This is a genomic window from Falsiroseomonas sp., from assembly GCF_051859025.1.
Classification (GTDB): domain Bacteria; phylum Pseudomonadota; class Alphaproteobacteria; order Acetobacterales; family Acetobacteraceae; genus Falsiroseomonas.
This window is the reverse complement of sequence record NZ_JBHYGL010000015.1, coordinates 1-22,474: the sequence shown is the minus strand read 5'-3', so window position 1 is coordinate 22,474 and position 22,474 is coordinate 1. Positions and strand designations below refer to the sequence as shown.

General features: G+C 71.1%; 26 protein-coding genes. 7 read left to right on the top strand and 19 right to left on the bottom strand.

From position 1 onward, the window contains the following. Positions 1–28: 28 nt before the first annotated feature. Positions 29–682, bottom strand: a complete 654-nt coding sequence (locus ACTIE5_RS15650) for an aspartate/glutamate racemase family protein (RefSeq protein ID WP_439550629.1) — start codon at positions 680–682, stop codon at positions 29–31. Further along, complete coding sequence (locus ACTIE5_RS15645; RefSeq protein WP_439550628.1) at positions 679–1,401, bottom strand: maleate cis-trans isomerase family protein; 723 nt, start codon at positions 1,399–1,401, stop codon at positions 679–681. Before ACTIE5_RS15645 ends, ACTIE5_RS15650 begins: the two co-directional genes overlap by 4 nt. A gap of 102 nt (positions 1,402–1,503) precedes the next feature. Between ACTIE5_RS15645 and ACTIE5_RS15640 the strand changes: the two genes are divergently transcribed. Genes ACTIE5_RS15640 through ACTIE5_RS15630 form a run of 3 tightly spaced genes read left to right on the top strand, consistent with a single transcriptional unit; the run spans position 1,504 to position 3,390 of the window. Further along, the gene (locus tag ACTIE5_RS15640; RefSeq protein ID WP_439550627.1) at positions 1,504–2,493 is read left to right on the top strand and encodes a DUF808 domain-containing protein; all 990 of its coding nucleotides are present in this window, start codon (positions 1,504–1,506) and stop codon (positions 2,491–2,493) included. A gap of 32 nt (positions 2,494–2,525) precedes the next feature. Continuing rightward, positions 2,526–2,837, top strand: a complete 312-nt coding sequence (locus ACTIE5_RS15635) for a putative quinol monooxygenase (protein ID WP_092962669.1) — start codon at positions 2,526–2,528, stop codon at positions 2,835–2,837. Between the two features lie 7 nt (positions 2,838–2,844). Beyond that, positions 2,845–3,390: an ureidoglycolate lyase gene (locus tag ACTIE5_RS15630; RefSeq protein ID WP_439550626.1), complete on the top strand. Its 546-nt coding sequence runs from the start codon at positions 2,845–2,847 to the stop codon at positions 3,388–3,390. Here the strand turns inward: ACTIE5_RS15630 and ACTIE5_RS15625 are convergent, their stop codons facing one another. The 6 genes from ACTIE5_RS15625 to ACTIE5_RS15600 are packed head-to-tail and all read right to left on the bottom strand — an operon-like array spanning position 3,391 to position 9,554. Continuing rightward, the gene (locus tag ACTIE5_RS15625) at positions 3,391–4,122 is read right to left on the bottom strand and encodes a class II aldolase/adducin family protein (protein ID WP_439550625.1); all 732 of its coding nucleotides are present in this window, start codon (positions 4,120–4,122) and stop codon (positions 3,391–3,393) included. Next, positions 4,115–5,113, bottom strand: coding sequence for an ABC transporter ATP-binding protein (locus ACTIE5_RS15620; RefSeq protein ID WP_439550624.1), 999 nt, complete (start codon positions 5,111–5,113; stop codon positions 4,115–4,117). Before ACTIE5_RS15620 ends, ACTIE5_RS15625 begins: the two co-directional genes overlap by 8 nt. Continuing rightward, complete coding sequence (locus tag ACTIE5_RS15615; protein WP_439550623.1) at positions 5,110–6,081, bottom strand: ABC transporter ATP-binding protein; 972 nt, start codon at positions 6,079–6,081, stop codon at positions 5,110–5,112. The genes ACTIE5_RS15620 and ACTIE5_RS15615 overlap by 4 nt, the downstream gene beginning before the upstream one ends. Continuing rightward, entirely contained in the window at positions 6,078–6,950 is an 873-nt protein-coding gene (locus ACTIE5_RS15610; RefSeq protein WP_439550622.1) for an ABC transporter permease, read from the bottom strand. The genes ACTIE5_RS15615 and ACTIE5_RS15610 overlap by 4 nt, the downstream gene beginning before the upstream one ends. Further along, entirely contained in the window at positions 6,947–7,954 is a 1,008-nt protein-coding gene (locus ACTIE5_RS15605) for an ABC transporter permease (protein WP_439550621.1), read from the bottom strand. Before ACTIE5_RS15605 ends, ACTIE5_RS15610 begins: the two co-directional genes overlap by 4 nt. Positions 7,955–7,961: 7 nt before the next feature. Continuing rightward, positions 7,962–9,554, bottom strand: coding sequence for an ABC transporter substrate-binding protein (locus tag ACTIE5_RS15600; protein ID WP_439550620.1), 1,593 nt, complete (start codon positions 9,552–9,554; stop codon positions 7,962–7,964). 125 nt (positions 9,555–9,679) lie between these two features. On the opposite strand from ACTIE5_RS15600, the gene ACTIE5_RS15595 reads away from it, so the two are divergent. Then, the gene (locus ACTIE5_RS15595) at positions 9,680–11,392 is read left to right on the top strand and encodes an N-acyl-D-amino-acid deacylase family protein (RefSeq protein ID WP_439550619.1); all 1,713 of its coding nucleotides are present in this window, start codon (positions 9,680–9,682) and stop codon (positions 11,390–11,392) included. Here ACTIE5_RS15595 and ACTIE5_RS15590 read toward each other — a convergent pair. Genes ACTIE5_RS15590 through ACTIE5_RS15575 form a run of 4 tightly spaced genes read right to left on the bottom strand, consistent with a single transcriptional unit; the run spans position 11,389 to position 14,275 of the window. Further along, positions 11,389–12,177 carry an alpha/beta fold hydrolase gene (locus ACTIE5_RS15590; protein ID WP_439550618.1) on the bottom strand — a complete coding sequence of 263 codons (789 nt, stop codon included), beginning with the start codon at positions 12,175–12,177 and terminating at the stop codon, positions 11,389–11,391. The two genes, ACTIE5_RS15595 and ACTIE5_RS15590, sit on opposite strands and share 4 nt — an antisense overlap. Beyond that, on the bottom strand, positions 12,174–13,058 hold the full coding sequence (locus ACTIE5_RS15585; protein ID WP_439550617.1) for an MBL fold metallo-hydrolase: 885 nt from the start codon (positions 13,056–13,058) through the stop codon (positions 12,174–12,176). The genes ACTIE5_RS15590 and ACTIE5_RS15585 overlap by 4 nt, the downstream gene beginning before the upstream one ends. After that, positions 13,055–13,603 carry a carboxymuconolactone decarboxylase family protein gene (locus ACTIE5_RS15580; RefSeq protein WP_439550616.1) on the bottom strand — a complete coding sequence of 183 codons (549 nt, stop codon included), beginning with the start codon at positions 13,601–13,603 and terminating at the stop codon, positions 13,055–13,057. The genes ACTIE5_RS15585 and ACTIE5_RS15580 overlap by 4 nt, the downstream gene beginning before the upstream one ends. Positions 13,604–13,612: 9 nt before the next feature. Beyond that, complete coding sequence (locus ACTIE5_RS15575; protein ID WP_439550615.1) at positions 13,613–14,275, bottom strand: RraA family protein; 663 nt, start codon at positions 14,273–14,275, stop codon at positions 13,613–13,615. 161 nt (positions 14,276–14,436) lie between these two features. Here ACTIE5_RS15575 and ACTIE5_RS15570 point away from each other — a divergent pair, with 161 nt between their 5' ends. Then, complete coding sequence (locus ACTIE5_RS15570; protein WP_439550614.1) at positions 14,437–16,053, top strand: CocE/NonD family hydrolase; 1,617 nt, start codon at positions 14,437–14,439, stop codon at positions 16,051–16,053. A 2-nt stretch (positions 16,054–16,055) separates the two neighbouring features. On the opposite strand, the gene ACTIE5_RS15565 is transcribed toward ACTIE5_RS15570, so the two are convergent. Further along, positions 16,056–16,868 (bottom strand): hypothetical protein, encoded by an 813-nt coding sequence (locus ACTIE5_RS15565; RefSeq protein ID WP_439550613.1) that lies wholly within the window; start codon positions 16,866–16,868, stop codon positions 16,056–16,058. 79 nt (positions 16,869–16,947) lie between these two features. On the opposite strand from ACTIE5_RS15565, the gene ACTIE5_RS15560 reads away from it, so the two are divergent. Beyond that, positions 16,948–17,343, top strand: coding sequence for a hypothetical protein (locus ACTIE5_RS15560; protein WP_439550612.1), 396 nt, complete (start codon positions 16,948–16,950; stop codon positions 17,341–17,343). A gap of 2 nt (positions 17,344–17,345) precedes the next feature. Here ACTIE5_RS15560 and ACTIE5_RS15555 read toward each other — a convergent pair whose 3' ends face one another. The 4 genes from ACTIE5_RS15555 to ACTIE5_RS15540 are packed head-to-tail and all read right to left on the bottom strand — an operon-like array spanning position 17,346 to position 20,462. After that, positions 17,346–18,281: a hypothetical protein gene (locus ACTIE5_RS15555; protein WP_439550611.1), complete on the bottom strand. Its 936-nt coding sequence runs from the start codon at positions 18,279–18,281 to the stop codon at positions 17,346–17,348. After that, positions 18,278–18,694 carry a DUF6524 family protein gene (locus ACTIE5_RS15550; protein ID WP_439550610.1) on the bottom strand — a complete coding sequence of 139 codons (417 nt, stop codon included), beginning with the start codon at positions 18,692–18,694 and terminating at the stop codon, positions 18,278–18,280. Before ACTIE5_RS15550 ends, ACTIE5_RS15555 begins: the two co-directional genes overlap by 4 nt. Beyond that, a complete protein-coding gene (locus ACTIE5_RS15545) occupies positions 18,691–19,422 on the bottom strand; it encodes a hypothetical protein (RefSeq protein ID WP_439550609.1) in 732 nt (243 codons plus the stop codon). The genes ACTIE5_RS15550 and ACTIE5_RS15545 overlap by 4 nt, the downstream gene beginning before the upstream one ends. Next, a complete protein-coding gene (locus tag ACTIE5_RS15540; protein WP_439550608.1) occupies positions 19,419–20,462 on the bottom strand; it encodes a hypothetical protein in 1,044 nt (347 codons plus the stop codon). Before ACTIE5_RS15540 ends, ACTIE5_RS15545 begins: the two co-directional genes overlap by 4 nt. A gap of 27 nt (positions 20,463–20,489) precedes the next feature. On the opposite strand from ACTIE5_RS15540, the gene ACTIE5_RS15535 reads away from it, so the two are divergent. Continuing rightward, a complete protein-coding gene (locus tag ACTIE5_RS15535) occupies positions 20,490–21,092 on the top strand; it encodes a hypothetical protein (RefSeq protein WP_439550607.1) in 603 nt (200 codons plus the stop codon). Positions 21,093–21,100: 8 nt separating this feature from the next. Here the strand turns inward: ACTIE5_RS15535 and ACTIE5_RS15530 are convergent, their stop codons facing one another. Then, on the bottom strand, positions 21,101–21,901 hold the full coding sequence (locus tag ACTIE5_RS15530; RefSeq protein ID WP_439550606.1) for a DUF4239 domain-containing protein: 801 nt from the start codon (positions 21,899–21,901) through the stop codon (positions 21,101–21,103). Between the two features lie 100 nt (positions 21,902–22,001). After that, the gene (locus tag ACTIE5_RS15525) at positions 22,002–22,304 is read right to left on the bottom strand and encodes a hypothetical protein (RefSeq protein ID WP_439550605.1); all 303 of its coding nucleotides are present in this window, start codon (positions 22,302–22,304) and stop codon (positions 22,002–22,004) included. Positions 22,305–22,474: the final 170 nt, after the last annotated feature.

The window sequence follows — 22,474 nt, the reverse complement described above, 5'->3', positions numbered from 1 at the left end:
CGTAGCCGAAAAGCCTGAATCGCGCGTCTCAGGACAAGACAGCCCGGGACAGCGCCAGCCGCACCGCGGCCGGCACGGGTTCGATGATCGGCACGGCGAAGCGCGGCCGCAGCGCTTCTGCCACCGCTGCCAGCGGGCCGCCGCCGATGATGATGGCCTCCGCGCCCGTCTCGGCCAGCGCATGCCGGGCGGTGGCCTCCAGCGCCGCTTCCAGCTGCGCGGGATCCGCCATCAGCGCGGCGGCGGCGCCCTCCGTCAGGAAGGTGCCGGCATGGCGCGTGGCGTGGCCGTATTCCACGACGCGCGCATCGATCGAGGGCGCGAGCAGCGCGGTGGTGGTGACGATGACGAAGCGGCCTATGGCGGCGGCTTCCGCCATCGCGGCCTCTGCGATGCCGGTCAGCGTCACGGGGGCGGCGGCGCGGCTCTCGGCCAGGCCGGGGTCGCCGAAGGCGGCAACGATGACGCCGGCGAAGGGGGAGAGGTCCGTGGCGGCGAGCAGTGCCTGCACGGCCTCCGCACCCACCGCCAGCTTGGCCGGGTCATCCAGCAGCGGCGCGCCGGTGGCGACGGTGGCACCCTCCACCGAGACGCCGGCCGGCGCCGCGCGCTGGGCGATGGCCGCCATCAGCGCTGTCGTCCGGGTGTTGGTGTTGGGGTTGACCAGCAGCAGGCGCGTCACAGGCTGAACAGCCTTCCCCAGCCCCGCACCCGGGCTGGGTCCACGCCGGCGATGGACAGGCTTTTCCACACCGCGGTCGCGATGCTGTCGATGATGGGGATGCCGAGCTCCGCCTCCAGCGCCGCCACCAGGGGGCCGGCGCGGAGGTTGGTGCAGACCACGGCGATGGCGTCCGGGCCTTCCGCCGCCACGGCGCGGGTCATCGCCCGCAGCGCGTCCTCCGTGACCTCGGCGAAGGCGAAATTGTCGCGGATGCCGGCATGGGCATCGCCGCGGCAGGCCAGGCCATGGCGTTCATACTGCGCGACGATCTTCGCCTGGACATCGTCCGTATAGGGCGTGACGTAGCCGAGGCTTTGCGCGCCCAGCTTCGCCAGCGCCTCATTCATCGCGAGGATGGAGGTGGTGGCGGGGATGCCGGTGGCGGCGGTGATGCGCTCGCACAGCCGCTCATCCGTCTCGAACCCCAGCCAGGTGGCGGAGGTGCCGTTCCAGGTGATGACATCGACCTTGGCATGGGCCAGCAACTCCGCCGCCACCAGGATGGCGCTGTCGTCGAACTGGGCGAGGGCGGATTGGCTTAGCGCGATCTCCGTCACCTTGAAGCGGCCGAAATGGGCCGAGACCTCCGGCAGCCCGGCGATCATCGCCTGGGTCACGGGCTCCAGCACCGTGTTGGAGGAAGGGGTGAGCATGCCGAGGCGGATTCGTTGCGTCATGCCGCCAGCCTAGCGAAGCCGCACCGCCGCGCAAACGCGGCTTTGCATTGACGCAGGCCGCCCGGCACGGCACGCGGGGCCGAACAACCCCGCGGAGACGCCGTGAGCACGGGCCTGATCGCGCTGCTGGATGATGTGGTGGCCCTGGCCAAGGTGGCGGCGGCCAGCCTGGACGATGTCGCCTTCCAGGCCGGCAAGGCGGGGGCCAAGGCCGCCGGCGTGGTCATCGACGATGCAGCGGTGACGCCCCGCTACGTCGTGGGCTTCGCCGCGAGCCGCGAGATCCCGATCGTCAAGCGCATCGCGCTGGGGTCGCTGAAGAACAAGCTGCTGATCCTGCTGCCGGTGGCCCTCGCGCTCAGCCTGCTGGCGCCCTGGGCCATCACGCCCCTGCTGATGCTGGGCGGCGCCTTCCTCTGCTATGAGGGGGCGGAGAAGGTGCTGGAGGCCATCCGCCCGCACGCCGCCCATGCGCATGAGGCGGCGGTGGGCGCCGCGCCGGCGGACCCGCTGGCGTTGGAAGAGGCGCGGGTGGCCGGCGCCATCAAGACGGATTTCATCCTGTCGGCGGAGATCATGGCCATCGCGCTGTCCACCATCCCCGAGAGCGGCTTCGTCGCGCAGGCGGCGATCCTCGCGGTGGTCGGCATCGGCATCACCATCGTGGTCTATGGCACCGTCGCGCTGATCGTGAAGGCGGATGATGCCGGCGTGGCCCTGGCGAGGGAAGAAGGGGTGGCGCTGCGGCTGCCGGCGGCGCTGCGACCCCTGGCGCGGGCGCTCGGGCGCAGCCTGGTGAAGGGCATGCCGCCCTTCCTCACGCTGCTGAGCATCGTCGGCACGGCGGCGATGGTCTGGGTCGGCGGCGGCATCCTGATCCATGGGCTGGAGGAATTCGGCCTGGCCGGGCCGGCGCATTGGTCGCACGACCTGGCCGCCGCCGCGGGGACGATGCCTGGCATCGGCGGCGCGCTGGGCTGGCTGGCGGGGGCTGCCTTCGCCGGCGTGGTCGGGCTGGCCGCGGGGTTCCTGTTGATCCCGGTGGTGGAGCGGGTGCTGGCCCCGCTGGCGAAGCGCCTGCGGCCAGCGTAGCCTTCGCGGATATCCGGGAAGGAAAGCGCCGCATGATCCACGTCCTCGCCATCATCACGACCAAGCCCGGGATGCGGGATGCCGTGCTGGAAGCCTTCCGCGCCAACATGCCCGCCGTGCATGCCGAAGATGGCTGCATCGAATACGGCCCTGCCATCGATGCGGAGGGCGTGGGCGCCATCCAGACGAAGCTCGGCCCCGACAGCTTCGTGGTGGTGGAGAAGTGGGAAAGCCCGGCGCATTTGGCCGCCCACGCCGCCGCACCCCACATGGCGGCCTATGGCGCGAAGGTGCGGCCGATGATCGAAGGCCGCGTCATCCACGTGCTGTCCCCCGCGGGCTAGGCCGGCGGTGCGATCCATCACGCTGCGGGCGGAAGCGGCGACGGCGGAGAATGTCGCGCCCTTCGGCACGCTGATGGGCCCGACCGCGCCCGCGCCGGTGATCCGCAGCCCCTTCTATGGCGACCGCGTCGCGCTGCGGAAGCCGGGCCGCTTCGTGGCCGACGATACGCTGGAATTCACCGTCGCGACGCTGGAGCGACGGCCACTGCGCGTGGTGTGGATGGAACGCCATTTCCTCCATACGCAGAGCTTCTTCCCCCTCGGCGGCCGGCCGTTCCTGATGGTGCTGGCGCCGCCCGGCGATGGCGAATTGCCGATGCTGGAGGAAGCGCGCGCGCTGATCTTCGATGGCAGCGCGGGGCTGATGCTGCACCTCGGCACCTGGCACGAATTCCCGCTGGCGCTGGTGGACGCCACCAGCCTCATCATCGCGATCCGCCGGGATACGGCGCGGGACCTTCAGCATATCGAGGGGAATGAGGCGCGCGGGCCGGACCTCGACAAGAAGGACATCGCCGCGCGGCTGGGCGCGACGATCGGCGTCGAGTTGTAGTCAGGCGATGCTGGCGAGTTCCGCCGCCAGCCAGGGCCGGGCGGCGATGGCGCGACGGAGGTAGTGTTCCCAGCGCAGGCCGAGCACCTTGTCCGACAGCAGGAAGCGCTTCGCCTCCTGCGCCGTGGCGTCATCGACGGGGGATAGTGGCCTGCCCGCGGCGGCGGCCATGGCGCCCAACTGGATGCGGCAGGCATCGTCCAGCATGATGGTGCAGTGCACCGCTTCCCGGATGCTGCGGCCGACCACCAGCGTGCCGTGATTGGCCAGCAGCAAGGCGCGGCGCGGGCCAAGGGCGGCGGCGAGTTCGACGCCGGTCTCCACCGTATCGACGATGCCGCCGTACTCCGCGTGCAGGGTGCAGTCGTCGTGAAACATCAGCGCGGACTGGAACAGCGGCAGCAGCGGCGTGCCTGTGGCCGTCAGCATCACCGCGTTCAGGCTATGCGTGTGGATGACGCAGCCAATATCGGGGCGGGCGTGATAGAGGCCGGTATGGATGACGAGGGATGGATTGATCTTCCCCCCGTTCAGCACGCGCAATTCCATGTCGGCGTGGCGGAGATCCTCGGCGCGCACTTCCTCGAACCCCTGGCCATAGCCATGGCACCAGAAGTTGTCGTCGCCGGGCAGCCGTGCGGTCAGGTGCCCCGCGATGCCGGCATTCTGCCCGTGCACGTCGAGGATGTGATAGGCGGCCAGCAATTCGCGCCGCAGCGTCGCCTCATCCATGGGCATCCTCCAGCGCGGGAATCCGGTTGGCGCCCTCCGCAATGCGGAGGCAGGCGGCCTGGTGCGTGGCGTCGCCAGCGACGGGGTCGAGCCGCGGCGTTTCGACGCGGCAGCGCGGCACCGCCACGGGGCAGCGACTGGCGAAATGGCAGCCGGGCGGCAGGTTGATGGGGGAAGGGATCTCCCCCTGCAGCACATGGCGCCGCAGCACCGCATCCGGGTCCGCGGGCAGGTGGGCCGACATCAGCGCCTGGGAATAGGGATGCGCGGCGTCGGCGAAGACCTGCGCCGTCGGCGCATATTCCACGACGCTGCCGAGGTAGAGGACCAGGATACGATCGCTGATGAGCTTCACCGTGCCGAGGTCATGGCTGATGAACATCATCGCCGCCCCCGTCTCCGCCTTCAGCTCCGCCAGAAGGTCCAGGATGCCGGCGCGGACGGAGAGGTCGAGCGAGGAGGTGGGCTCATCCAGCACGATCAGCTTGGGGCTGGTCGCGATGGCACGCGCGATGCAGACGCGCTGCAACTGGCCGCCGCTGAGTTCAGCGGGATAGCGCGTGAGGAGTTCGGGCGTGAGGCGCACACGGATGGCCAACGCCTCCGCCTTGTCGCGCCGCTCTGCCGCGGAGAGCTTCGTGTGCAGTTTCAAGGGTTCGGCGATGAGGTCGCCGATGCGGATGCGCGGGTTGAGCGCGGACCAGGGGTCCTGGAACACCATCTGCATCTCCGCCCGCAGCGGGCGGCAGGCCGATTCGGGAAGGTTCGTGATGTCCCGCCCGCGGAAGCGGATGCTGCCGCCGGTCGGGGCCAGCAGCCGGATGACGCTGCGGCCGATGGTGGACTTGCCGGACCCGCTTTCGCCGACGACGCCCAGCGTCTCCCCTTCCCGGATCGAGAAGCTGACGCCGTTGACGGCATGCACCTTCACTTGGCGTGACACGTCGAAGTGCTTGACCAGCCCTTGGACTTCCAGGACGGGCGCTGTCATGCCGCCACCCGGTGGCAGCGCGCGACATGGCCATCGCCGAGGGCGACATCGGGCGGCACCGTCGTGCAATCCGCGCCCGCCTGCGGGCAGCGATCCTGGTAGGGGCAGCCGGGCGGCAGGGCGCGGAGGTTGGGCGGCGGGCCGCCGACGGTGCGCGTGGCGCCAAGCCGCAGGCGTTCCGGCGTCGCGCCGATGAGGTTCACGGTGTAGGGATGCGTCGGGCGTCGGAACACCTGGCGCACGGGCCCGCTTTCGACGATGGCGCCGGCATACATCACCGCCATCTCGTCGCAGTAATGCGCCACCACGCCGAGGTCATGGGTGATGATCATGGCGCCGATGCCGGTGCGCCGCACCAGGTCCCGCAGCAGGTCCAGGATCTGCGCCTGCACCGTGACATCGAGGCCGGTCGTCGGTTCATCCGCAATCAGCAGCCGCGGTTCGTTCATCAGCGCGAGGGCTATGAGCACACGCTGTGCCATGCCGCCGGAAAGCTCATGCGGCCAGGCGCGCATCCGCCGCGCGGGATCGGGAATGCCGAGGCTGCCGAGCATGGCGATCGCCTTCTCCCGCGCCTCCGCCACGCTGCCGCCGCGATGGGCGCGGCGGATGCGGATGAGTTGGTCGCCGATGCGGCTGAGGGGGTCGAGCGAGGATTTCGGGCTCTGCACCACCAGCGCGATGTCGCGGCCGCGCAGCGCGTTGAGGTCATCATCGGGCATCGCCAGCAAATCCTGCCCCTGGAACAGCGCGCGGCCGCCCATGATGCGCGCGGGCGGGCGGAGCAGGCCCATGATGGAAGTGGCGGTCAGCGACTTGCCGGCGCCGGTTTCCCCCACGAGGCCCAGGATGCGGCCGGCATCGAGGGAGAAGGAGACGCCGTTCAGCGCCTTCGCGACCTGTATCTCATTGTCGAGGTTGCGGGAGATGAAGTGGGTGTGGAGGTCCTCGACGCGCAACAACGTCATCGCGTCGCCGCCTTCCGGCGAGGGTCCAGCAGGTCCTGCAACCCATCGCCGAGCATGTTGAGGCCGAGCACCATCAGGATCAGCGCGATGCCGGGGAAGACGCCGACCCACCACTGGCCGGTGACAAGATACTCCGCGCCCTGGCGGATCATGGCGCCCCATTCCGGCGTTGGCGGCTGGATGCCGACGCCGAGGAAGGCAAGCGTCGCGCTGATGCGAACCGCCCAGGCTGCGCGTACCGCCGTCTGCGCCATGGCGCCCTGCAACGCATTCGGCAGGATATGGACGAACAGGATGCGCCAGGTTGGATTGCCGGCGGAAACCGCGCTTTCGACGAAGGTGGAATGCCGCAGGGCCAGAACCTCCGCCCGCACCACCCGGGCGAAGACGGGGCTGTCGAGGAAGCCGATCACCAGCACGACATTCAGCAGCGAGGGCCCCGCCGCGGCGACGACGGCCAGCGCCAGGATGATGGAGGGAAAGACCCGCAGCGCATCGAAGAAGCGCATGGCGATCTCATCGAACCAGCCGCCCCGATAGCCCGTGTAGAGGCCGAGCGGTACGCCGGCGAGCAGCCCCACCAGCACCGCGGGGATGGCGATGCCGAAGGCCCAGCGTGCCCCGGCGATGACGCGGGAGAAAACGTCCATCCCGTTGCCATCCGTGCCCATGAGGTGCGCGCCGCCGGGTGCGGCCAGCACGTTGCGGGACTGGGCGAGTTCGGGATCGAAGGGCGCGATCCAGGGCGCCAGCAGCGCCATCGCCGCGAAGCCCAGGATGATGAAGACCCCTGCCGCCAGGGTCGGGCTGCGGCGCGATATGCCGCCGATCCGGCGGACCCAGCGGGGCGAGGCGATCGTGGCGCTCATGCCGCGCGGGGTTCTGTGAGTGTCACGTAGATGTCCACGATGAGGAAGACCAGCACGGAGAAGAGCGCGAGCATCAGCACGTATCCCTGCACCGCCGCGAAATCGCCCGCGATGATGGCGGTAAGGCCGTATTGCCCAAGGCCGCCCCATGCGAAGACGTATTCGATGAGGGAGGTGGTGCCCACCAGGCCCGTGATCTCCGTGCCGATGAAGGTGACGATGGGCGTCGCGCTGTTGCGCAGCGCCATGGCGCGGATCTCCCGCTTCGGCAGGCCCTGCGCGCGGGCATAGCGGATGTAGTCGCTGGCCAGCACTTCCAGCGCGATGGCGCGGGTCTGCTTGATGATCGGCGCGGCCGCGATGATGGCGACGCAGATGACAGGCAGGATGAGTTGCGAGGCCGCGGAGGCCGCCAGTTCCCAATCCGCGGCGATCAGCCCGTCGATCAGGTAGCTGCCGGTGATTCGCGGTGGCGGGTCGAGGAACAGGCTGATGCGCCCCATGCCCGGCGGCGCCCATTCCAGCAGGTAGAAGAACACGAACAGCATGATGAGGCCGAGCCAATAGGTCGGCACGGAAAAGCCGAGCAGGGAGAAGAAGCGGCTTGCCTGGTCGAAGGTGCGATCCGGGCGGAAGGCCGCTCGCAGCCCAACGGGGATGCCGATGCCCGCGCCGATGAACACGCCCCAGAGCATCAGTTCCAGCGTCGCCGGCGCACGGTCCAGGATCTCCGCCAGCACGGGGCGGTTGCTGAGCCAGGAGGCGCCGAGGTCCCCCTGCACCACCTTGCCGAGATAGACGCCGAACTGCACCCAGATCGGCTGGTCAAGCGCGAGCGAGGCGCGCACCAGCTCGATCTCCGCCGCGGTCGCGGTAGGGCCGGCCAGCAGGCCCACCGGGTCCTGCCCGCTGAGGCGCACCAGCATGAAGGTGCCCAGCAGGATCACGAAGAGCAGCGGCACCACCAGCACCAGGCGCCGCGCCAGCATCCGCCCGATCGGCATGGGCCTGCTACGCCACCCTCAGATCGTACCAGCGCTCATGCTCATCCGGATACGGGCACCAGCCCGTGATGTTGCCGGCCATCGCTTCCCACACTGTCGGATAGACCGTGACGATCCAGGGGGCCTCATCCATCCAGAGCTTCTGCGCGTCGCGCATCAACTCGTTGCGGCGCGGCACGTCGAGCGTCTGCCGCGCCTCGTCGATCAGCGCGTCCATGCGCGGGTCGGCGAAGCGGGCGCGGTTGGATACGCCCTGGGAATGCGCCAGCAGGAAGGTCGCATAGACGGGATCGAGGACGATGGGCCCGTCCTCGAAGGAGAACATCGGCATGTCCTGGCGATTGGGCGCGCCGCGTGCCCGCATGTCGCTGTCGCTGATCCGTACTGCGCGCGCCTTGACGCCCACGGCCTGCAACTGCGCGGCCACCTGGATGGACATCGGCTCCTCCCAGTTGAAGATCTGGGAGTAGAGGATTTCGACATTCTGGTCGAAGTTGAAGTTCGCCTGCGCCAGCAGCGCGCGGGCCCTGGCGGGATTGTAGTCGTAGTTGAAGAAGCTGGGGTCGTAGCCCGCGACGATGGGCGGCACGATGGAGCGTGCCTGCTCCGCGAAGCCGAAGAACACGCCCTGGATCAGCGCGGGCTTGTCCACGGCAAAGTTGAAGGCCTGGCGAACCAGCTTGTTGTCGAAGGGCGGGAAGCGGAGATTCATGCGCACGGAGGAGATTGTGCGGCCGAAACTGTCCTGCGTCCTCACGCGCCGGTCGCTGCGCAGCTCCGCCACCTGCTGCAGCAGCGGGCGATGGATCCACTGCACCTGGCCGCTGCGCAGCAGCGTGATGCGCGATGCGGCGGAGGGAACGGCGCGATAGACCACGCGCGTGAAGAAGGGCTGTTCGCGGAAATAGTTGGGGTTGGCGACGAAGACCGCCTGTTCGCCGGAGCGCACGGATTCCAGGTGGTAGGCCCCGAAGCCCGCGGTGTTGGTCTCCATCCACTTCAGCGCCCAGGGGTCTTCCGGCGTCGCGTGCTTCTTCACTTCCGTGCTGTCGTAGACGGCAGGGAGGTAGAGGGTCAGCGCGCTCAGCAGGATCATGCTGGGGGCGGAGAGGGTGAACTCCACCTCGTATTTCGAGATCGCCTTCACGGCGGTGACGTTGGAGACATTGGCAATGAAGGCGCCGGTGCGGCGCTGCGCGAAGGATTTCGCCCAGCCCCATTCGACGTCGGCGGCCGTCATCTCATTCCCGAAGAAGCTGCGCACGCCCTGGCGCAGCTTGAAGACCCAGGTCTTGCCATCCGGGGAGGTCGTCCAGCTTTCCGCCAGATGACCCTCGATGACATCGGGGTTGAGGTAGGGGCGGCCGTCGCGTTCCACGCGGCCGTAGCGGGTCAGGCCCTCATAGACCTGCACCACGGTTTCCTGCGTGCCGGGGCGCAGCGCATCGCCATCGAAGCCCTCCGGCGCGCCGGGCGCGGCCAGCAGCAGGGTTCTGCCTGCGCCCCCTTGGCCGCGTTGGGCCAGCGCGGGCGCGGCCAGGGGTGCACCGGCCGTCATGGCCATGGTGCCGAGCAGGATGTCGCGCCGTTCGATCGCCATTGGTCTTTCCCCCGTCCCGCCCCGACGCCTGGTCAACTCGGCCGGACCGGTCCCGATCCGCCGTTGCCATTCCGCGTGGCCGGCGCCATTGTCCGGACAACCTCGATCCTTGGCAAGGAGCCTTCATGCACGACCTGGTCATCCGCGGCGGCACCATCGTGGACGGCACGGGGGCGCCCCGCTTCACCGGCGACGTGGCGATCGATGGCGACCGCATCACGCAGGTCGGCGGCAAGGCCGGGCCCGCAAAGCGCGACGTGCAGGCGGAAGGCCGCATCGTCGCCCCGGGCTGGGTGGATGTGCATACGCATTACGACGGGCAGGCGACCTGGGACCCGGTGCTGGCACCTTCCGTCTGGCATGGCGCTACGACGATCCTGTTCGGGAATTGCGGCGTCGGCTTCGCTCCCGTCCGCAAGCGCGATCACCAGGCGCTGATCGATTTGATGGAAGGCGTGGAGGACATTCCCGGCATCACCCTCGCCGAGGGTCTGCAGTGGAACTGGGAGAGCTTTCCCGAATACCTCGACGCGCTGGATGCCATGCCGCGCACCATCGACGTGGCCGCGCAGGTCGCGCACCACCCGCTGCGCGTCTATGTCATGGGCGAGCGCGGGCTGAACCGCCAGGCCGCGACGGATGACGACATCGCGCAGATGGCGAAGCTGACGGAGGAGGCGCTGCGCGCCGGCGCCTTCGGCTTCACCACCAGCCGCACCGACCAGCACAAGACGCCGACCGGTGACCTGGTGCCCGCGCGCTATGCGGAACACCGCGAACTCCTCGCCATCGGCCAGGCGATCGGCCGTTCGGGCCGCGGCACCTTCGGCATGCTGAGCGACTTCGAGGATGAGGCCGCGGAATTCGCCTGGCTGCGCCAGGTCGCGGCCAGTACGCAGCGGCCGGTGTGGTTCCTGCTGACGGATCGCAACGCGGACCCCGGGCGTTTGCAGCGCCTGCTTGGCCATGTCCGCGCGGCGCGGGCCGACGGGCTGCCGCTCGCGGCGCAGGTGGCGTCGCGGCCGGTCGGGCTGATCCTCGGGCTGACGACGTCGCTGAACCCCTTTGCGCTGCGTGAAAGCTTCGCCGAGCTCGCCAACCTGTCGCCGGCGGAGCAATTGGCAAGGCTGCGGGACCCCGCGGTGCGGGCGAAGATCCTGGCGGAGGAAGCATCCCCCCGCCTGCTGCATGTGGTGCCGCCGCTGTCCCGCCAGATCGCGACACGCTGGGACCAGATGTTCGCCCTCGGCGACCCGCCGGATTACGAGCCGCCGCCGGAGCGCAGCATGGCGGCGATGGCGGCCGCGGCGGGGCAGGAGCCGGCGGCCTTCTGCTACGACTACCTGACGGGCGGCGATGGCGGGCGGATGCTGTATTTCCCCGTCGTCAACTATGTCGGCGGCGACTTCAACCGGCTGCACGACCTGCTGCAGGACCCGCATACGGTGGTGGGTCTTTCGGATGGCGGCGCGCATTGCGGCGTGATCTGCGATGCATCCATGCCCACCTTCGGCCTGACGCATTGGACGCGCGACCGCAGCCGCGGCGAACGCCTGTCCCTGGAATTCGTGGTGCAGCGGCAGACCAGCGGTACGGCTGATTTCTTCGGCTTCCATGACCGGGGCCGGCTGAAGCCCGGCCTCAAGGCCGACATCAACATCATCGACCTGGACGCGCTGCGACTGCACCACCCCGAGATGATCTACGACCTGCCCGCCGGCGGCCGCCGCCTGGTGCAGCGCGTGGATGGCTACGACATGACCCTCGTCTCCGGCGTGCCCATCATGGAGCGCGGCGCGGAGACGGGGGCGCGGCCGGGGCGGCTCGTCCGCTCCTAAAGGCTGTCGAGGAAGCCGAGCACGGCGTCGGACATGAGTTCCGGGGTCTGGATGGCCATGAAGTGGCCGCTCTCCACCTCCCGGAACTCGGCGCTGGCGATGGCGTCGGCCACGGGCTTCACCCGCTCCGGCGGGCGCGTCAGATCGTGCTTCGCGGCCAGCACCAGCACGGGGCAGGCGATGCTGGCGAGGTCGGCGCGCATGTCGAGATCCGCCAGCATCCGCGCCGTCGCCGCCTGGCCGGCGGGATCGACGCCGAGGCGCGAAGCGCGGCAATGTGCAAAGCGGTCGGCATCGCTCCGCATGGCGGGCGGATAGCTTGTCATCAACCCGGTATCGACGACGGCGCGGGCGCCCTTCGTCTCCATCTCCTGCGCGCGAGCCAGCAGCGCGACGCGCCCGGCCTCGTTCACACCCGTCGCCGGTGAGGAGACGACGGCACCACGCACGCGGCCGGGATGCGCGGCCGCCAGGTGGAGGGCCAGCGCGCCACCGACGGCCATGCCCACCACGACAACGGGCTGCGTGATGCCAAGCGCATCCATCAGCGCCACGGCGTCATTGCCCTGGGCGGGCATCGTCAGCGGCGTGCGCGGCTTTTCCGACAGGCCGGCCCCGCGCTGGTCGTAGCGCAGCACGCGGCAGCGTTTCGCCAGCAGCGGCAGCATGAAGTCCCAGCTTTCCAGGCTGCCGCCCATTTCATGCAGCAGCAGCAGCACGGGGCCGTCGCCGCCCGTGTCGTGATAGCGCAGGGCGGCGCCGTCCAGGTCGATCCAGCGCATCATGGCGTGTCTCCGTCGAGGTCGAGCGTCCAGGCATCCGGCACCAGGCGATAGCCGGAACCGTCTCGCGCGACATGCGCGAAGGCCGGGAAGTGCAGGTGCATGCCCGCGATGGCGAGGCGATCCGTCACCACCTGGTCCAGGATGCGGCGGCGCGTGGCGATGGCGAGGGCGGGGTCGGTATCGACCTTCATCGTTACCTCCGGCCGGGCGATCTGTACTTCCGGCACATGCACGATGTCGCCCCAGATCAGCAGTGACTTGCCCCGGGACGACAGCATGAAGCCGGTGTGCCCTGGCGTATGACCAGGCAGCGGGATGGCGGTGACGCCGGGGAAGATTTCGCCACCGCGGAACACCTGCATGCGGTCGCGGTAGGGGCGCAGGCGGTTGCGGGTCTCGATGAACATTGCCTGGCGCTGCGCGGCGTCGGGCAGGCGCATCATCGCCTCGTCGCTGTCCCAATGCGCGATCTCATCGGCATGGACATGCAGCATGGCGTTCGGGAAGGCGGGGTTGCCGGCGCTGTCGGCGATGCCGCCCCAATGGTCGCGATGGAGATGCGTCATCAGCAGCGTATCCACCGCGCTGGCATCCACGCCCGCAGCGGTCAGATGCTTCGCGACGAAGCCCACGGTCGGCTTCACGCCCTGACCCAGCCCCGCATCGACCAGCGCGATGCGGTCTCCGTGGCGGATCAGGAAGGCGTTCACCGCCGTGCGGCGCGCGGGTCGGAAGGTGGCGGCCAGCAGGGCCGTCGCCTCCTCCGCCGCGATGCCGTCCATGGAGGAGACGGGCGAATCCTGGTGGCCGTCATGCAGCGCGGTGACGAGGATGTCGCCGACGCGGCGGTGGAAGAAACCCGGCGCCTGCGCCTGATTCATGCTGGCAGCGGATGGGCGAGGAGATAGGGCATGTAGTCCGGCTCCACATCGATCTCCATGGTCCCGAGGAACCGCACCAGCCCGCAATAGGTCGCGATGATGAGGGTCAGTTCCACCAGCGCCTCCGCATCGAAATGCGGGCGCAGCGCGTCGAAGGTGGCGGTGGACATGGCGGGGCCGTGCCACATCTCCCGCGCGCCTTGCAGCACCAGCTTCGCGACGGGCTCCAGCGCCGATTCGCCGCCATCGGTTTCCGTCGCGATGGCGCGGATATCGGCCTCGGTGCAGCCGAAATCCTGGCTGATGCGAACGTGGTGCGACCATTCATAGGGGCTGCGGGCCAGCCATCCGATCTGCAGGATCGCCAATTCGCGCAGCCGGGCATCGAGGCGGCTGGCGTGGCGGATATGCATGGCGAGGCCGGTGAAGGCGCGGGCCAGGCCGGGGCTGTGCGCCAGCAGGCGGTTCAGCGCGATGTCGCGCTTCAGCAGGTCCTGGTCCTGCTCCGGCAGGTCGGCGCGGGTGCGGTAGGGCAGGCGGGCCATGGTGGTGCCTCAGCGTTGCAGCATGTGTTCGTAATCCGCACCCATGACCTGGCTGACGGGTTTTCCCGCCTCCACGTCACGGGCCATGGCGGCCTCCCGCGCCGCGATCATCTCGGCCGCGTCCAGTACGCGCATGATGTCGCGGGCGGCGACCAGCACCACGCCGCTGCCATCGGCCAGCGCATAGTCGCCGGGTTGCGCGGCGACGCCGCCGAGGGTGACGGGGCCGCCGGTCTCGGCCTCATGCAGCCGGCCGCGGGCGGTGCGGGCCGTGGTGGCGGCGGCGAAGACGGGGAAGGCGATCTCCTTCGCCTCGTCGATGTCGCGCGCGGCGCCATCGGTGATCACGCCCGCAAGGCCGCGCGCCTTCGCGGCGCGTGAGAGGATGCCGCCCCAGCCCCCGGCATCCAGGCCGGGGATGTGCTGGATCAGCAGGATGTCGCCGGGCTGCGCGGCCTCGATCGCGGCGGAGCAGAGGTGGCGGGGCGTGGTGCCGGGCGGCGGCGGGCCTTCGGCCAGGCGCACCGTCATCACGCGGCCGGCGATGCGGCCCCGGATCGTGCGCGGCGGCATGAAGGAGAGGGCGGGCGGCAGGCCGAGCTTGTCCATGGCGTCGGACAGCGCGCAGGAATCGAGGCGCCCGAGGCGCGCGATGATGTCGTTCTCGGCCACGATGCCCCGTTTCCTCCGCGTGTCGCCCGCATCATGGGCACCCGGCGCGGCGGCGCCAAGCCGGGGCCCTGGCATGCTTCATGCTTGCACGGCACGGGTATTCGCGAGGAACCGCGCCATGGCCGACAGCACCGCCTTGCAGGGCGCGGAGCAACCGCCGCATGAGGCCTGACGAGACGCTCTCCACCCGCATGCGGGATGGCGCGCGGCTGGACGCGGCGGTGTGGCGGCCCTCGGCGCCCGGGCCGCATCCCGTGCTGCTGATGCGGCAGCCCTATGGGCGCGCCATCGCCTCCACCGTCGTCTACGCGCATCCCGCCTGGTATGCGGCGCGGGGCTACATGGTCGTGATCCAGGATGTGCGCGGCGCCGGCACGTCGGAGGGGCGCTTCCTGCCCTATTCGGCGGAGGCCGAGGACGGGGCCGACAGCATCGCCTGGGCGGCGGGGCTGCCGGGCTCGACGGGCGAGGTCGGGATGTACGGCTTCTCCTACCAGGGGGCGGCGCAGACGCTGGCGCTGTCGCAGTCGCCGCCGGCGCTGAAGGCCATCGCGCCCGCCATGGCGCTGTGGGATTTCCACGCGGAGCGCATCGCGCCGAATGGTGCCTTCACGCTGGGCGGCAGCGCCTATTGGGCCGCGCAGATGGCGGCGCTGATGGCGAAGCGGGCAGGGGATGCCGAGGCCTTCGCTGAACTCGCGGCGGCGGCGAATGGCGGCATGCGCTTCGATGGCCCGGTGCCCGCGGACCCCAGCGTGCTGCGCCGGCACGCCGGCTACAGCCACTACGCGCTGTGGCGGGAAGCGGCGCCGGACCATCCCTACATGCGCCAGGCGTCATCGGCCGCGCTGATCGGGGCGGCCAGGCCCGCGGTGCCGGCCTTCTTCACCGGCGGCTGGTTCGACTATCATCTGGCGGGCACGGTGGCGGGGTTCCGGCACCTCGGCGGGCATCTGGTCATCGGGCCCTGGACGCATCTGGCCTGGGCGCCGCAGGGGGGCGGTGCCGATTTCGGTCCTGCGGCGCTGAGCGCCATCGACGCCATGCAGGCGGATTTCTTCGACCATGTGCTGAAGGGCCATGACGCCCCGCCTTGGATGCGGGAAGCGCCGGTGCGGCTGTTCGACCTCGGCACGCGGGGCTGGCGGCTGTTCGACGCCTGGCCCGATGGCCCGCGCCAGACGCTGCATTGCGCGGGCTCCGGCCTGGCCGCGGCGCGCAGCGATGATGGCGCGCTGCACGCCGATCCGCCCGCCATGCGGGGGTGGGAGCGTTTCGTCCATGACCCCTGGCGGCCGGTGCCCGCCTTCGGCCTGGCGCATGGTTCGGGGCAGGGTTGGCGGGACCGTGCGGAGATCGATGCCCGCTTCGACATCGCCTGCTTCACCAGCGCGCCCGTCGCGGCACCCGTGACCTATGCCGGCGATCCCGTCGTGGTGCTGGTGGCGGAGACTGATGCGGCATCCTTCGACCTGAACGCGACCCTTTCCCTCGTGACGCGGGAGGGCCGCGTGATGGCGCTGTCCCAGGCCCATGCGCGGATCGAGGTGGGCGCGACGCCCGGCCTGCGGCTGGCGATGCGGCCGCTCTGCATCACCCTCCAGCCCGGGGAGAGCCTGCGCCTGTCGATCGCCGGCGCCTGCTTCCCGGCCTATCCGATCAACCCGGGCACCGGCACCGATCCGCGCCGCGCGACCGGGGCGGAAGCGCAGCCCATCGCGATCGCGCTGCGCACCGGCGAGGGGGGATGCCGGCTGGAGATGCCGCTGGCGCCGTGATGCTAAGGCCTGGCGTAGCGCGCGCTGCCGGGGATGGCAGCGCTGCGATGCGCCAGATTGTGCGACAGCGCCTGGTAGGGGCTGGCGGAGATGCCGATGCTGCTGCGGAAGGGCTGGTCCATCACGAAGACGAAGGCGATCAGCGCGCCGACGCCGGCGGCCTGCACCGCCAGCATCGCCACCGTGTGCAGGCGCGGCGGATACAGCGCGCCGGTCAGCGCCAGCAGACCGGACAGCACCAGGATCAGCATCCAGAATTCCTGCGGCAGGCCGATGCGCGCGCCATCCAGCCGCTTCTCCCGCGCGCCGTCCATGTCGTCGAATTCCTGCAGCATGTCGGTGGCCATCACCTCCGGCGCCGTGGCGGCCAGCTGGTAGAAGCCGGCTTCCAGCCGTTCCAGCAGGGCCTGGGTGGCGGGGTGGCGGCCCTGCGTCGCCATCCCCGGGAATTCGTCATCGGCGATGCTGCGCGCGTAGGCCGCCAGATCCTGGCGCAGCGCATGGCCGGCCGGCCCGCCCCGATCCGCGATGCGGGCCAAGGTCGTGATCGCCGCGACCTCCGTGGAGACGAGGCGCTGCGCATCGCTGGCCTGGCTGCGCGCCTGCACGGCGCAGAAGGCGAGGATGAGGGTCAGCGCCGCCATCACCGCGCCGGTGGTGCGCATGGCGATGTCGATGTGTTCCTTGGTCTGCGGGATGCGCGCCAGGGGCGCCAGCGCGGCGCAGCCTAGCGCCGCCATCGCGGCGGCGGCAGCCATGAAGACGGCGTAGATGGCGGGGCTCGGCAGCCCGTGCAGCAGGATCGTCAGGTCCATGCCGCAGGATGCGCCGGCTGCGTTTAACCCGGCGTTGATGCGCCGCGGTGCTACCTGTGCGGGCAAGGGAGGCAGGGCAATGGCACAGGCGCGTGCGCGCGGAATAGGCTGGAAGCCGGATCCCGTGCTGGCATCGCTGCACGGCATGGGCGGCCACCTGGTGCTGCATGCGGACCGCCTGCGCATCCTGCGCCACGGCCCCTGGTTCACCGCCGTGAACCTGCTGTCGCATCTGGAGCGGGAGATGGAGACAACCATCCTGCTGCGCAGCCTGGTCGGCGTGCACCTGGTGCGGTCGCTGCTGCTCGTGCAGTTCCTGCGGCTGACCTATGCGGGCGCGCCGTCGCCGACCGGCCACTACCTGCGCGACGCCTTCGCCGAGAACGCCTTCATGTTCAGCCTGGCCGACAACCGCCCCCTGCAGGCGATGGCCGCGCGCATCTCCCAGGCGGCGCGCGCGGCAGGGGCGGGGTAGCGCTACGCCTCCGCCAGGCGGCGGTACCAGGTGGTGGTGCGCAGCAGGCCATCGGGGCGCGGGGCCAGGCCCTCGGCCTCCATCAGCTTCGCCACGGCGCGGTCCGCATCGGCGCGGCGGCCCTGGTTGCCGGCCAGGCCGTGATACAGCGCGGCGGCGTGCCCGGCATCGCGGCGGGAAACACGCCCCCGAAGATCCGCCTGTGCCCGCAGGAAGACCAGGACCTGCCGCGCGGCGGTGCTGGGCGTGGCGCCATGGCGCGTGGCTTCCCCCGCCAGCGTGGCGCGGGCCTCCGCCGCCGTCAGCCCGTAGCGGGTGACGCCTTCGGTCAGCAGCGTGCGCTCCGCCTCCGCATCCGCGAGGCCGCCGGAGAGGCGCAACCGCACCAGTTCCGCGAAGGCGGGTGCGCCGGCGGGGGGCGAGGGGGGCGGAGCGACGGCTTCCGCGCGCAGGCCCGGCCGCAGGGCATCCAGCCGTTGCGGCGCGGCCGCGCAGGCGGCGCAGGGCAGGCGCTGGGTGCTGCCATCCAGCGCCATGAGGTGCAGTTCCACCGCCATGTCGGGATGGCGGCGCAGCACCTCCGCCGCCGCGCGTTCCATCACCGCCTGGTGCTGGCGTTCCTCATCCGCCGGGTCCTGCGCCAGGTTCCGCCCGGCCCAGAGGTTCATCGCCCCGCAGTCGCGGTGGTTGACGATGATGACGCGGCGCACGCCATGCAACTGCCGCGACGCCGCGAGGTTGTCCCACACCGCGGTGTTCCAGCCCGGCCTGGCTTCGTCCACCGCCGCCAGCGCGGCGCCGGCGATCCGCATCTCGCTGTAGCGGTTGGTGCGGCCCATCGTGGCCAGCAGCTGGGTGACGTCATCCACCAGCCGCGGGTCGATGCAGCTGAGGACGAAGGCATCCGCCTTGGATGGGGCAGGGGTTGCAGTGGTCATTTTTTGACCTCCTCCGTATGGGTGATGCCGGTCAGGCGATGATCGAGGTGGGAGTAGGACAGGCCGGCGGTGAAGACGGCCGCGATGCTGACCAGCGCCCAGATCAGCAGGGTCGCGCCATCCAGCAGCGGCTGGCCGGTCAGTTGCGCCAGCGTCACGCTGGTGCCGATGGAAAAGATGAGGACCAGCGCGATGCCGGCGCGGCCGAGCACACCCATCGTCGTCCGCCACAGCAGCAGCAGGATGGTCACCAGCACCGCGCCGGTGGCGAGCTTGGCCCAGAACCACTCGAAGCCGCCCAGCACCCAATGGAGGTAGGAGGTGCCGGACGGGTTGTAGATCGCGAAGACGATGAACAGGCTGAACAGCGCCCGCGCCACCACGCCGCGCCAGTTGAAGGGCCGCAGGCTCATCGGGCCGCCACCCGATGCAGCGCGAGGGCGGCAAGCTGGCGTGCCGCGGCATCGGCAGCCAGGCGGCGCTGCAGCCCCTCTCGCCACGGGCGCAGCGCGGTGGTGGGCGCGGGGGGAAGGCCTTCCAGCGCGGCCTCCGCCGCCGCCAGGTCACCGGTCGCGAGCGCGGCGGCGGTCGCCTGCACGGCGGCCAGCGCTGGCGTGCCGTTGCTGCCCAGGCTGGCGCCGAGCCGCATGGTGGCGGCGGCGCGGCGGGCCAGCCAGCCGGCATCGGGCGCCAGGCCCATCTCCGCCAGCAGCGCCGCTTCCGCGGCTTCCCCGAAGCTGTCGGCCAATTGACGGGCGGAGGGTGCGCCATGCGGCGCCACGGCATGGAGCGGCGCCAGCAGCGCGGCCGCTTCCGCATCGCCGGCAGCGAAGGCCAAGGCGAGGGCGAAGGCACGTGGGAAGGGTGCGGTGCGCGGCAGATGCGGCAGCAGCAGCTCGATCCCGATCAGCGGCAGGGGCGCATCGGCCGGCAGCGGCGTGGGCATCACGGCGGCGGCGGGGGAGACGACGGGGGGCAGGGACCGGTCCAGCGCGGTCGCCAGCGCCGCCGCGGCCATCAGGAAGGCGCCGGCGGACAGCGCCAGCGCCAGCCGGCCCTGGCGAGGCGACCGGGCCAGGCGCGGGGCCTCCGGCGGCGTGGCAGGTTCCTCGCCGTACGCGGGCGTGGGCAGCGGCATCATCGGCAGGGCGTCCCGCGTGGCAGCGCGTCCAGCCGTGCCTGCAGCGCCGTGGCGGTGGCGTTGGCTGCTTCCGTGGCCAGGCGGCGTTCGGCATTGCCGATGGCTTCCAGGGCCTGCGCCTCGAAGGCCGATCGGTTCAGCGTGGCATCCAGCTTGTTGAACAGCCAGTCGATGCCCCAGGAGGCGCCGATGCCGCTCGCCAGCCCCAGCACCGTGCCGGGCAGGCCCGCCAGCACGTAGCCGAAGGCGCCGCCGGTCGCGACCAGCGATCCCGCCTCGCTCACCCGCACCGCCACGGCGCCCAGCCGCGCGGCCATGGGGCGGAGCGATCGCATGAAGACCACGCCGGAATCGGCGCCGTCCTCCGCGATCACCGCCATCGGGTCGGCGGGCACCGATGCCAGAAGGGCAGGCGCCAGGGGAAGCGCGGCGGCGGCCAGGTCCAGCACCGCCACGGGCTGCCCGCTGCCGGGCGGCAGGGCCCGCAGCTTCCGTGTCGCCGCGCCCAGCGCCCGCGCCCATTCGGCATCCACCGCGGTGCCGATATGGGCGAGGTCGGCGCCGAAGCCGCCATCCTCCAGCGCCGGGGCCAGGACGCGGATGCGGAATTCCTCGCGGATCGGGGCGGCCATCTCCTCCGCGATGCGGGCGGGGTCGGGCACTTCGCCGCGGCCGGCCATGGCGTCCGCCAGCCCCACCGCGCCGCGCACCAGCACGCGGTAGGAGGTGACGTAGCTCTGCACCCAGCCATAGGCCCAGTCGCCGAAATGGGGCACGCGTTCGCGCGCCGGCGCCAGGCGCATGGCGGCGGCATCGGCCAGCAGGCGGGCGGCCATGTCGCGGATCGCCGTCGCCTCCTCCGCCAGATCCGCCGCCACCTGCCGGGCCGTGCCATCCGGCGCCGCGTGAAGGGTGCAGGTGCCATCGGGCGTGGCCAGGGCCAGCGTCTCCGCCCGCGCGGCCAGGGCGGGCAGGGCGGCGCAGGCCAGCAGCAGGATCAGCAGCCCGCCGTAACGGCTGGGAAAGCGGTGCGGCCGCATGATGGGGCGCGGCAGCGGAGGTGCACCATGGACTACAGCGGCATGGCGGCCCTGGCCTGGGGCGTGATGGAGGCGCTGGTGGCGCTGCTGGTCGCGCTGCTGCTGCTGCGCGGTGCCAGCGGCGCCTTCAGCCTGGCCGCCCCCCAGGATGCCGAAGCGGTGCCGCTGCTGCATGTCGCCGCACTCGGCACCGGCCTCGCCCTCGGCCTGTCGCTGCTGCTGGCCCTGCCGCATGGGGAGGCCTTCCGCCTGGCGCAGGTCTTCGACGACAAGGGCCGCTGGGGCCAGGGCCTGGGCGGCTTCCTGGCGGGCAGCCTGGTTCCGGCGAGGGAGACGCTGCGCGCTGCCCTGCTGGCCGCGCGGAGCCTCGATGGCCCGGCCGGCTTCGCGGGGCTGCTGACGCTGGCCGGTCTGCTGGCGGGCGTGGGCGTGGCGCTGCGGCTGTGGCGCGGCCTGGCAAGGCTGCGCGCGCTGGTGGCCTTCCTGCTGCTGGCGGCCTGCGTCGCGCTGCTGCTGCACTACGCCGCGCATCTGGCCGCCTGGCTCGCCGCCCGGCTGAACTTCTGGGTCTTCGCGCTGCTGCTGCTGGGTTTCCAGCGATGGAGATACGCGCCAAGGGCCGCGCATTAGGCCCGACATCACGACACCTCCATCAGTGCCAGGAAGGGCCGCGGCGTCAGCAGCGCGGGATCGCCGACATAGGGGAAGGCGAGCTTGAGGGCGACGAGCAGGACGGCGCCGACGATCAGCGCGATGACGCTGCCCATGGCGTAGTGCATCGTCGCGCTGCCGCCGTTGAAGAACCACTGGAAGGCGATGACGGCGACGGAGACGGTGATGACGAGCAGCCAGATCAGCCCGGCCAGCGACCGGCTGGTGACGGAAAGCCGGCCGATGCGCGCTTCCGCCACGCTGCCGACCCAGTCGCCGATCTTCTGCTGCAGGGCCTGCTGGCCGGACGACGCGCCATCGACATCGAGGAAGGCGCGCGTCAGGCGCTGGAAGGCGGCGTCGGAGGCGGGGTTGGGCGTGCCGGCCTGCATGGCGGGCCAGTCGTCGGAGACGACGGCGGCGGCATAGCCGCGGATCGCGGCGCGCATCTCCTTCCGCGCCTCCGCGAAATCCGGCCCGCTGAAGGTGTCCACCGACAAGGCGAGCATGTAGAGCCCGCTCGCTTCCTTCTGCAGCGTGTCGCGCGATGTCTGGTAGGTGTCCCAGGCGCCGACGAGGGCGAGCGCCGCGACCACCGCGTAGATCTCCACCACGAAGCCGTACTTCACCGCACCGACGGTGGCGTTGGTGGCGAATTCATGCGGCGTGAACAGCGCATACATGGCGCGCCCGAAGACGAGCGCGAGCACCACCGGCACGCCGATGGTGACGATGATGCCGGCCCAGGCCGGTAGCGCCGCCAGGCTGTGCGGCAGCAGGATGTCCAAGGCCGGGCTCCTCCTCGGCGTCTCGGGCGGGAAGGCCCGGCATCCTGCCGGGCCATGTCGAAGCGCCCCTCGCGGGGCGCCGTCGCTTCAATCCGGCGGCTCAGTCTTCTGCCGCGTGCTCCTTCCACGCCCAGTTGCCGACGGTGACGCCGGCGATGGCGCCGATGGCGGCGCCGATGAAGCCGCCCTGGATCAGCGCGGAGCCCGCCAGCGCCCCGGCGAAGAGCCCGGCGCCCAGCGCCGCGGCATGGCCGGCGGTGAGGTCCGGCACCGTCGGCAGTTGCACCTGCGGCAGCGCGATCGTGCCCGTGCGCGGCGCGGGGGAAGCGGCCTGGCCACCGGTCTGGGCGTGGGCTGGAAGCGCGAAGGCGAGGAAGGCGAGCAGCAGCAGCAGGCGCGGCATGGTCATTCTCCGTCGTGTAACAGGGTGATCAGGCGTCGATCGCGCGGTACCAGCGGCGGGTGCGCAGGATGCGGCCGCTGGGCCGCGGCTGGAGGTCCATCTCCTCCATCAGGCGCTTCACGCGGCGGCGCGCTTCCGTATCCGTCAGCTCCCCGCCCGCGCGGGCGCGG

Coding starts and splice junctions, on each gene's coding strand:
- ACTIE5_RS15645 (WP_439550628.1), bottom strand. CDS start 1,401: ATGACGCAACGAATCCGCCTCGGCATGCTCACCCCTTCCTCCAACACG.
- ACTIE5_RS15615 (WP_439550623.1), bottom strand. CDS start 6,081: ATGACGTTGTTGCGCGTCGAGGACCTCCACACCCACTTCATCTCCCGC.
- ACTIE5_RS15600 (WP_439550620.1), bottom strand. CDS start 9,554: ATGGCGATCGAACGGCGCGACATCCTGCTCGGCACCATGGCCATGACG.
- ACTIE5_RS15545 (WP_439550609.1), bottom strand. CDS start 19,422: ATGATGCCGCTGCCCACGCCCGCGTACGGCGAGGAACCTGCCACGCCG.
- ACTIE5_RS15580 (WP_439550616.1), bottom strand. CDS start 13,603: ATGGCCCGCCTGCCCTACCGCACCCGCGCCGACCTGCCGGAGCAGGAC.
- ACTIE5_RS15620 (WP_439550624.1), bottom strand. CDS start 5,113: ATGACAGCGCCCGTCCTGGAAGTCCAAGGGCTGGTCAAGCACTTCGAC.
- ACTIE5_RS15565 (WP_439550613.1), bottom strand. CDS start 16,868: ATGGACCTGACGATCCTGCTGCACGGGCTGCCGAGCCCCGCCATCTAC.
- ACTIE5_RS15525 (WP_439550605.1), bottom strand. CDS start 22,304: ATGCCGCGCCTGCTGCTGCTGCTCGCCTTCCTCGCCTTCGCGCTTCCA.
- ACTIE5_RS15595 (WP_439550619.1), top strand. CDS start 9,680: ATGCACGACCTGGTCATCCGCGGCGGCACCATCGTGGACGGCACGGGG.
- ACTIE5_RS15585 (WP_439550617.1), bottom strand. CDS start 13,058: ATGAATCAGGCGCAGGCGCCGGGTTTCTTCCACCGCCGCGTCGGCGAC.
- ACTIE5_RS15570 (WP_439550614.1), top strand. CDS start 14,437: ATGAGGCCTGACGAGACGCTCTCCACCCGCATGCGGGATGGCGCGCGG.
- ACTIE5_RS15560 (WP_439550612.1), top strand. CDS start 16,948: ATGGCACAGGCGCGTGCGCGCGGAATAGGCTGGAAGCCGGATCCCGTG.
- ACTIE5_RS15535 (WP_439550607.1), top strand. CDS start 20,490: ATGGACTACAGCGGCATGGCGGCCCTGGCCTGGGGCGTGATGGAGGCG.
- ACTIE5_RS15610 (WP_439550622.1), bottom strand. CDS start 6,950: ATGAGCGCCACGATCGCCTCGCCCCGCTGGGTCCGCCGGATCGGCGGC.
- ACTIE5_RS15605 (WP_439550621.1), bottom strand. CDS start 7,954: ATGCCGATCGGGCGGATGCTGGCGCGGCGCCTGGTGCTGGTGGTGCCG.
- ACTIE5_RS15550 (WP_439550610.1), bottom strand. CDS start 18,694: ATGAGCCTGCGGCCCTTCAACTGGCGCGGCGTGGTGGCGCGGGCGCTG.
- ACTIE5_RS15590 (WP_439550618.1), bottom strand. CDS start 12,177: ATGATGCGCTGGATCGACCTGGACGGCGCCGCCCTGCGCTATCACGAC.
- ACTIE5_RS15625 (WP_439550625.1), bottom strand. CDS start 4,122: ATGGATGAGGCGACGCTGCGGCGCGAATTGCTGGCCGCCTATCACATC.
- ACTIE5_RS15635 (WP_092962669.1), top strand. CDS start 2,526: ATGATCCACGTCCTCGCCATCATCACGACCAAGCCCGGGATGCGGGAT.
- ACTIE5_RS15540 (WP_439550608.1), bottom strand. CDS start 20,462: ATGCGGCCGCACCGCTTTCCCAGCCGTTACGGCGGGCTGCTGATCCTG.
- ACTIE5_RS15555 (WP_439550611.1), bottom strand. CDS start 18,281: ATGACCACTGCAACCCCTGCCCCATCCAAGGCGGATGCCTTCGTCCTC.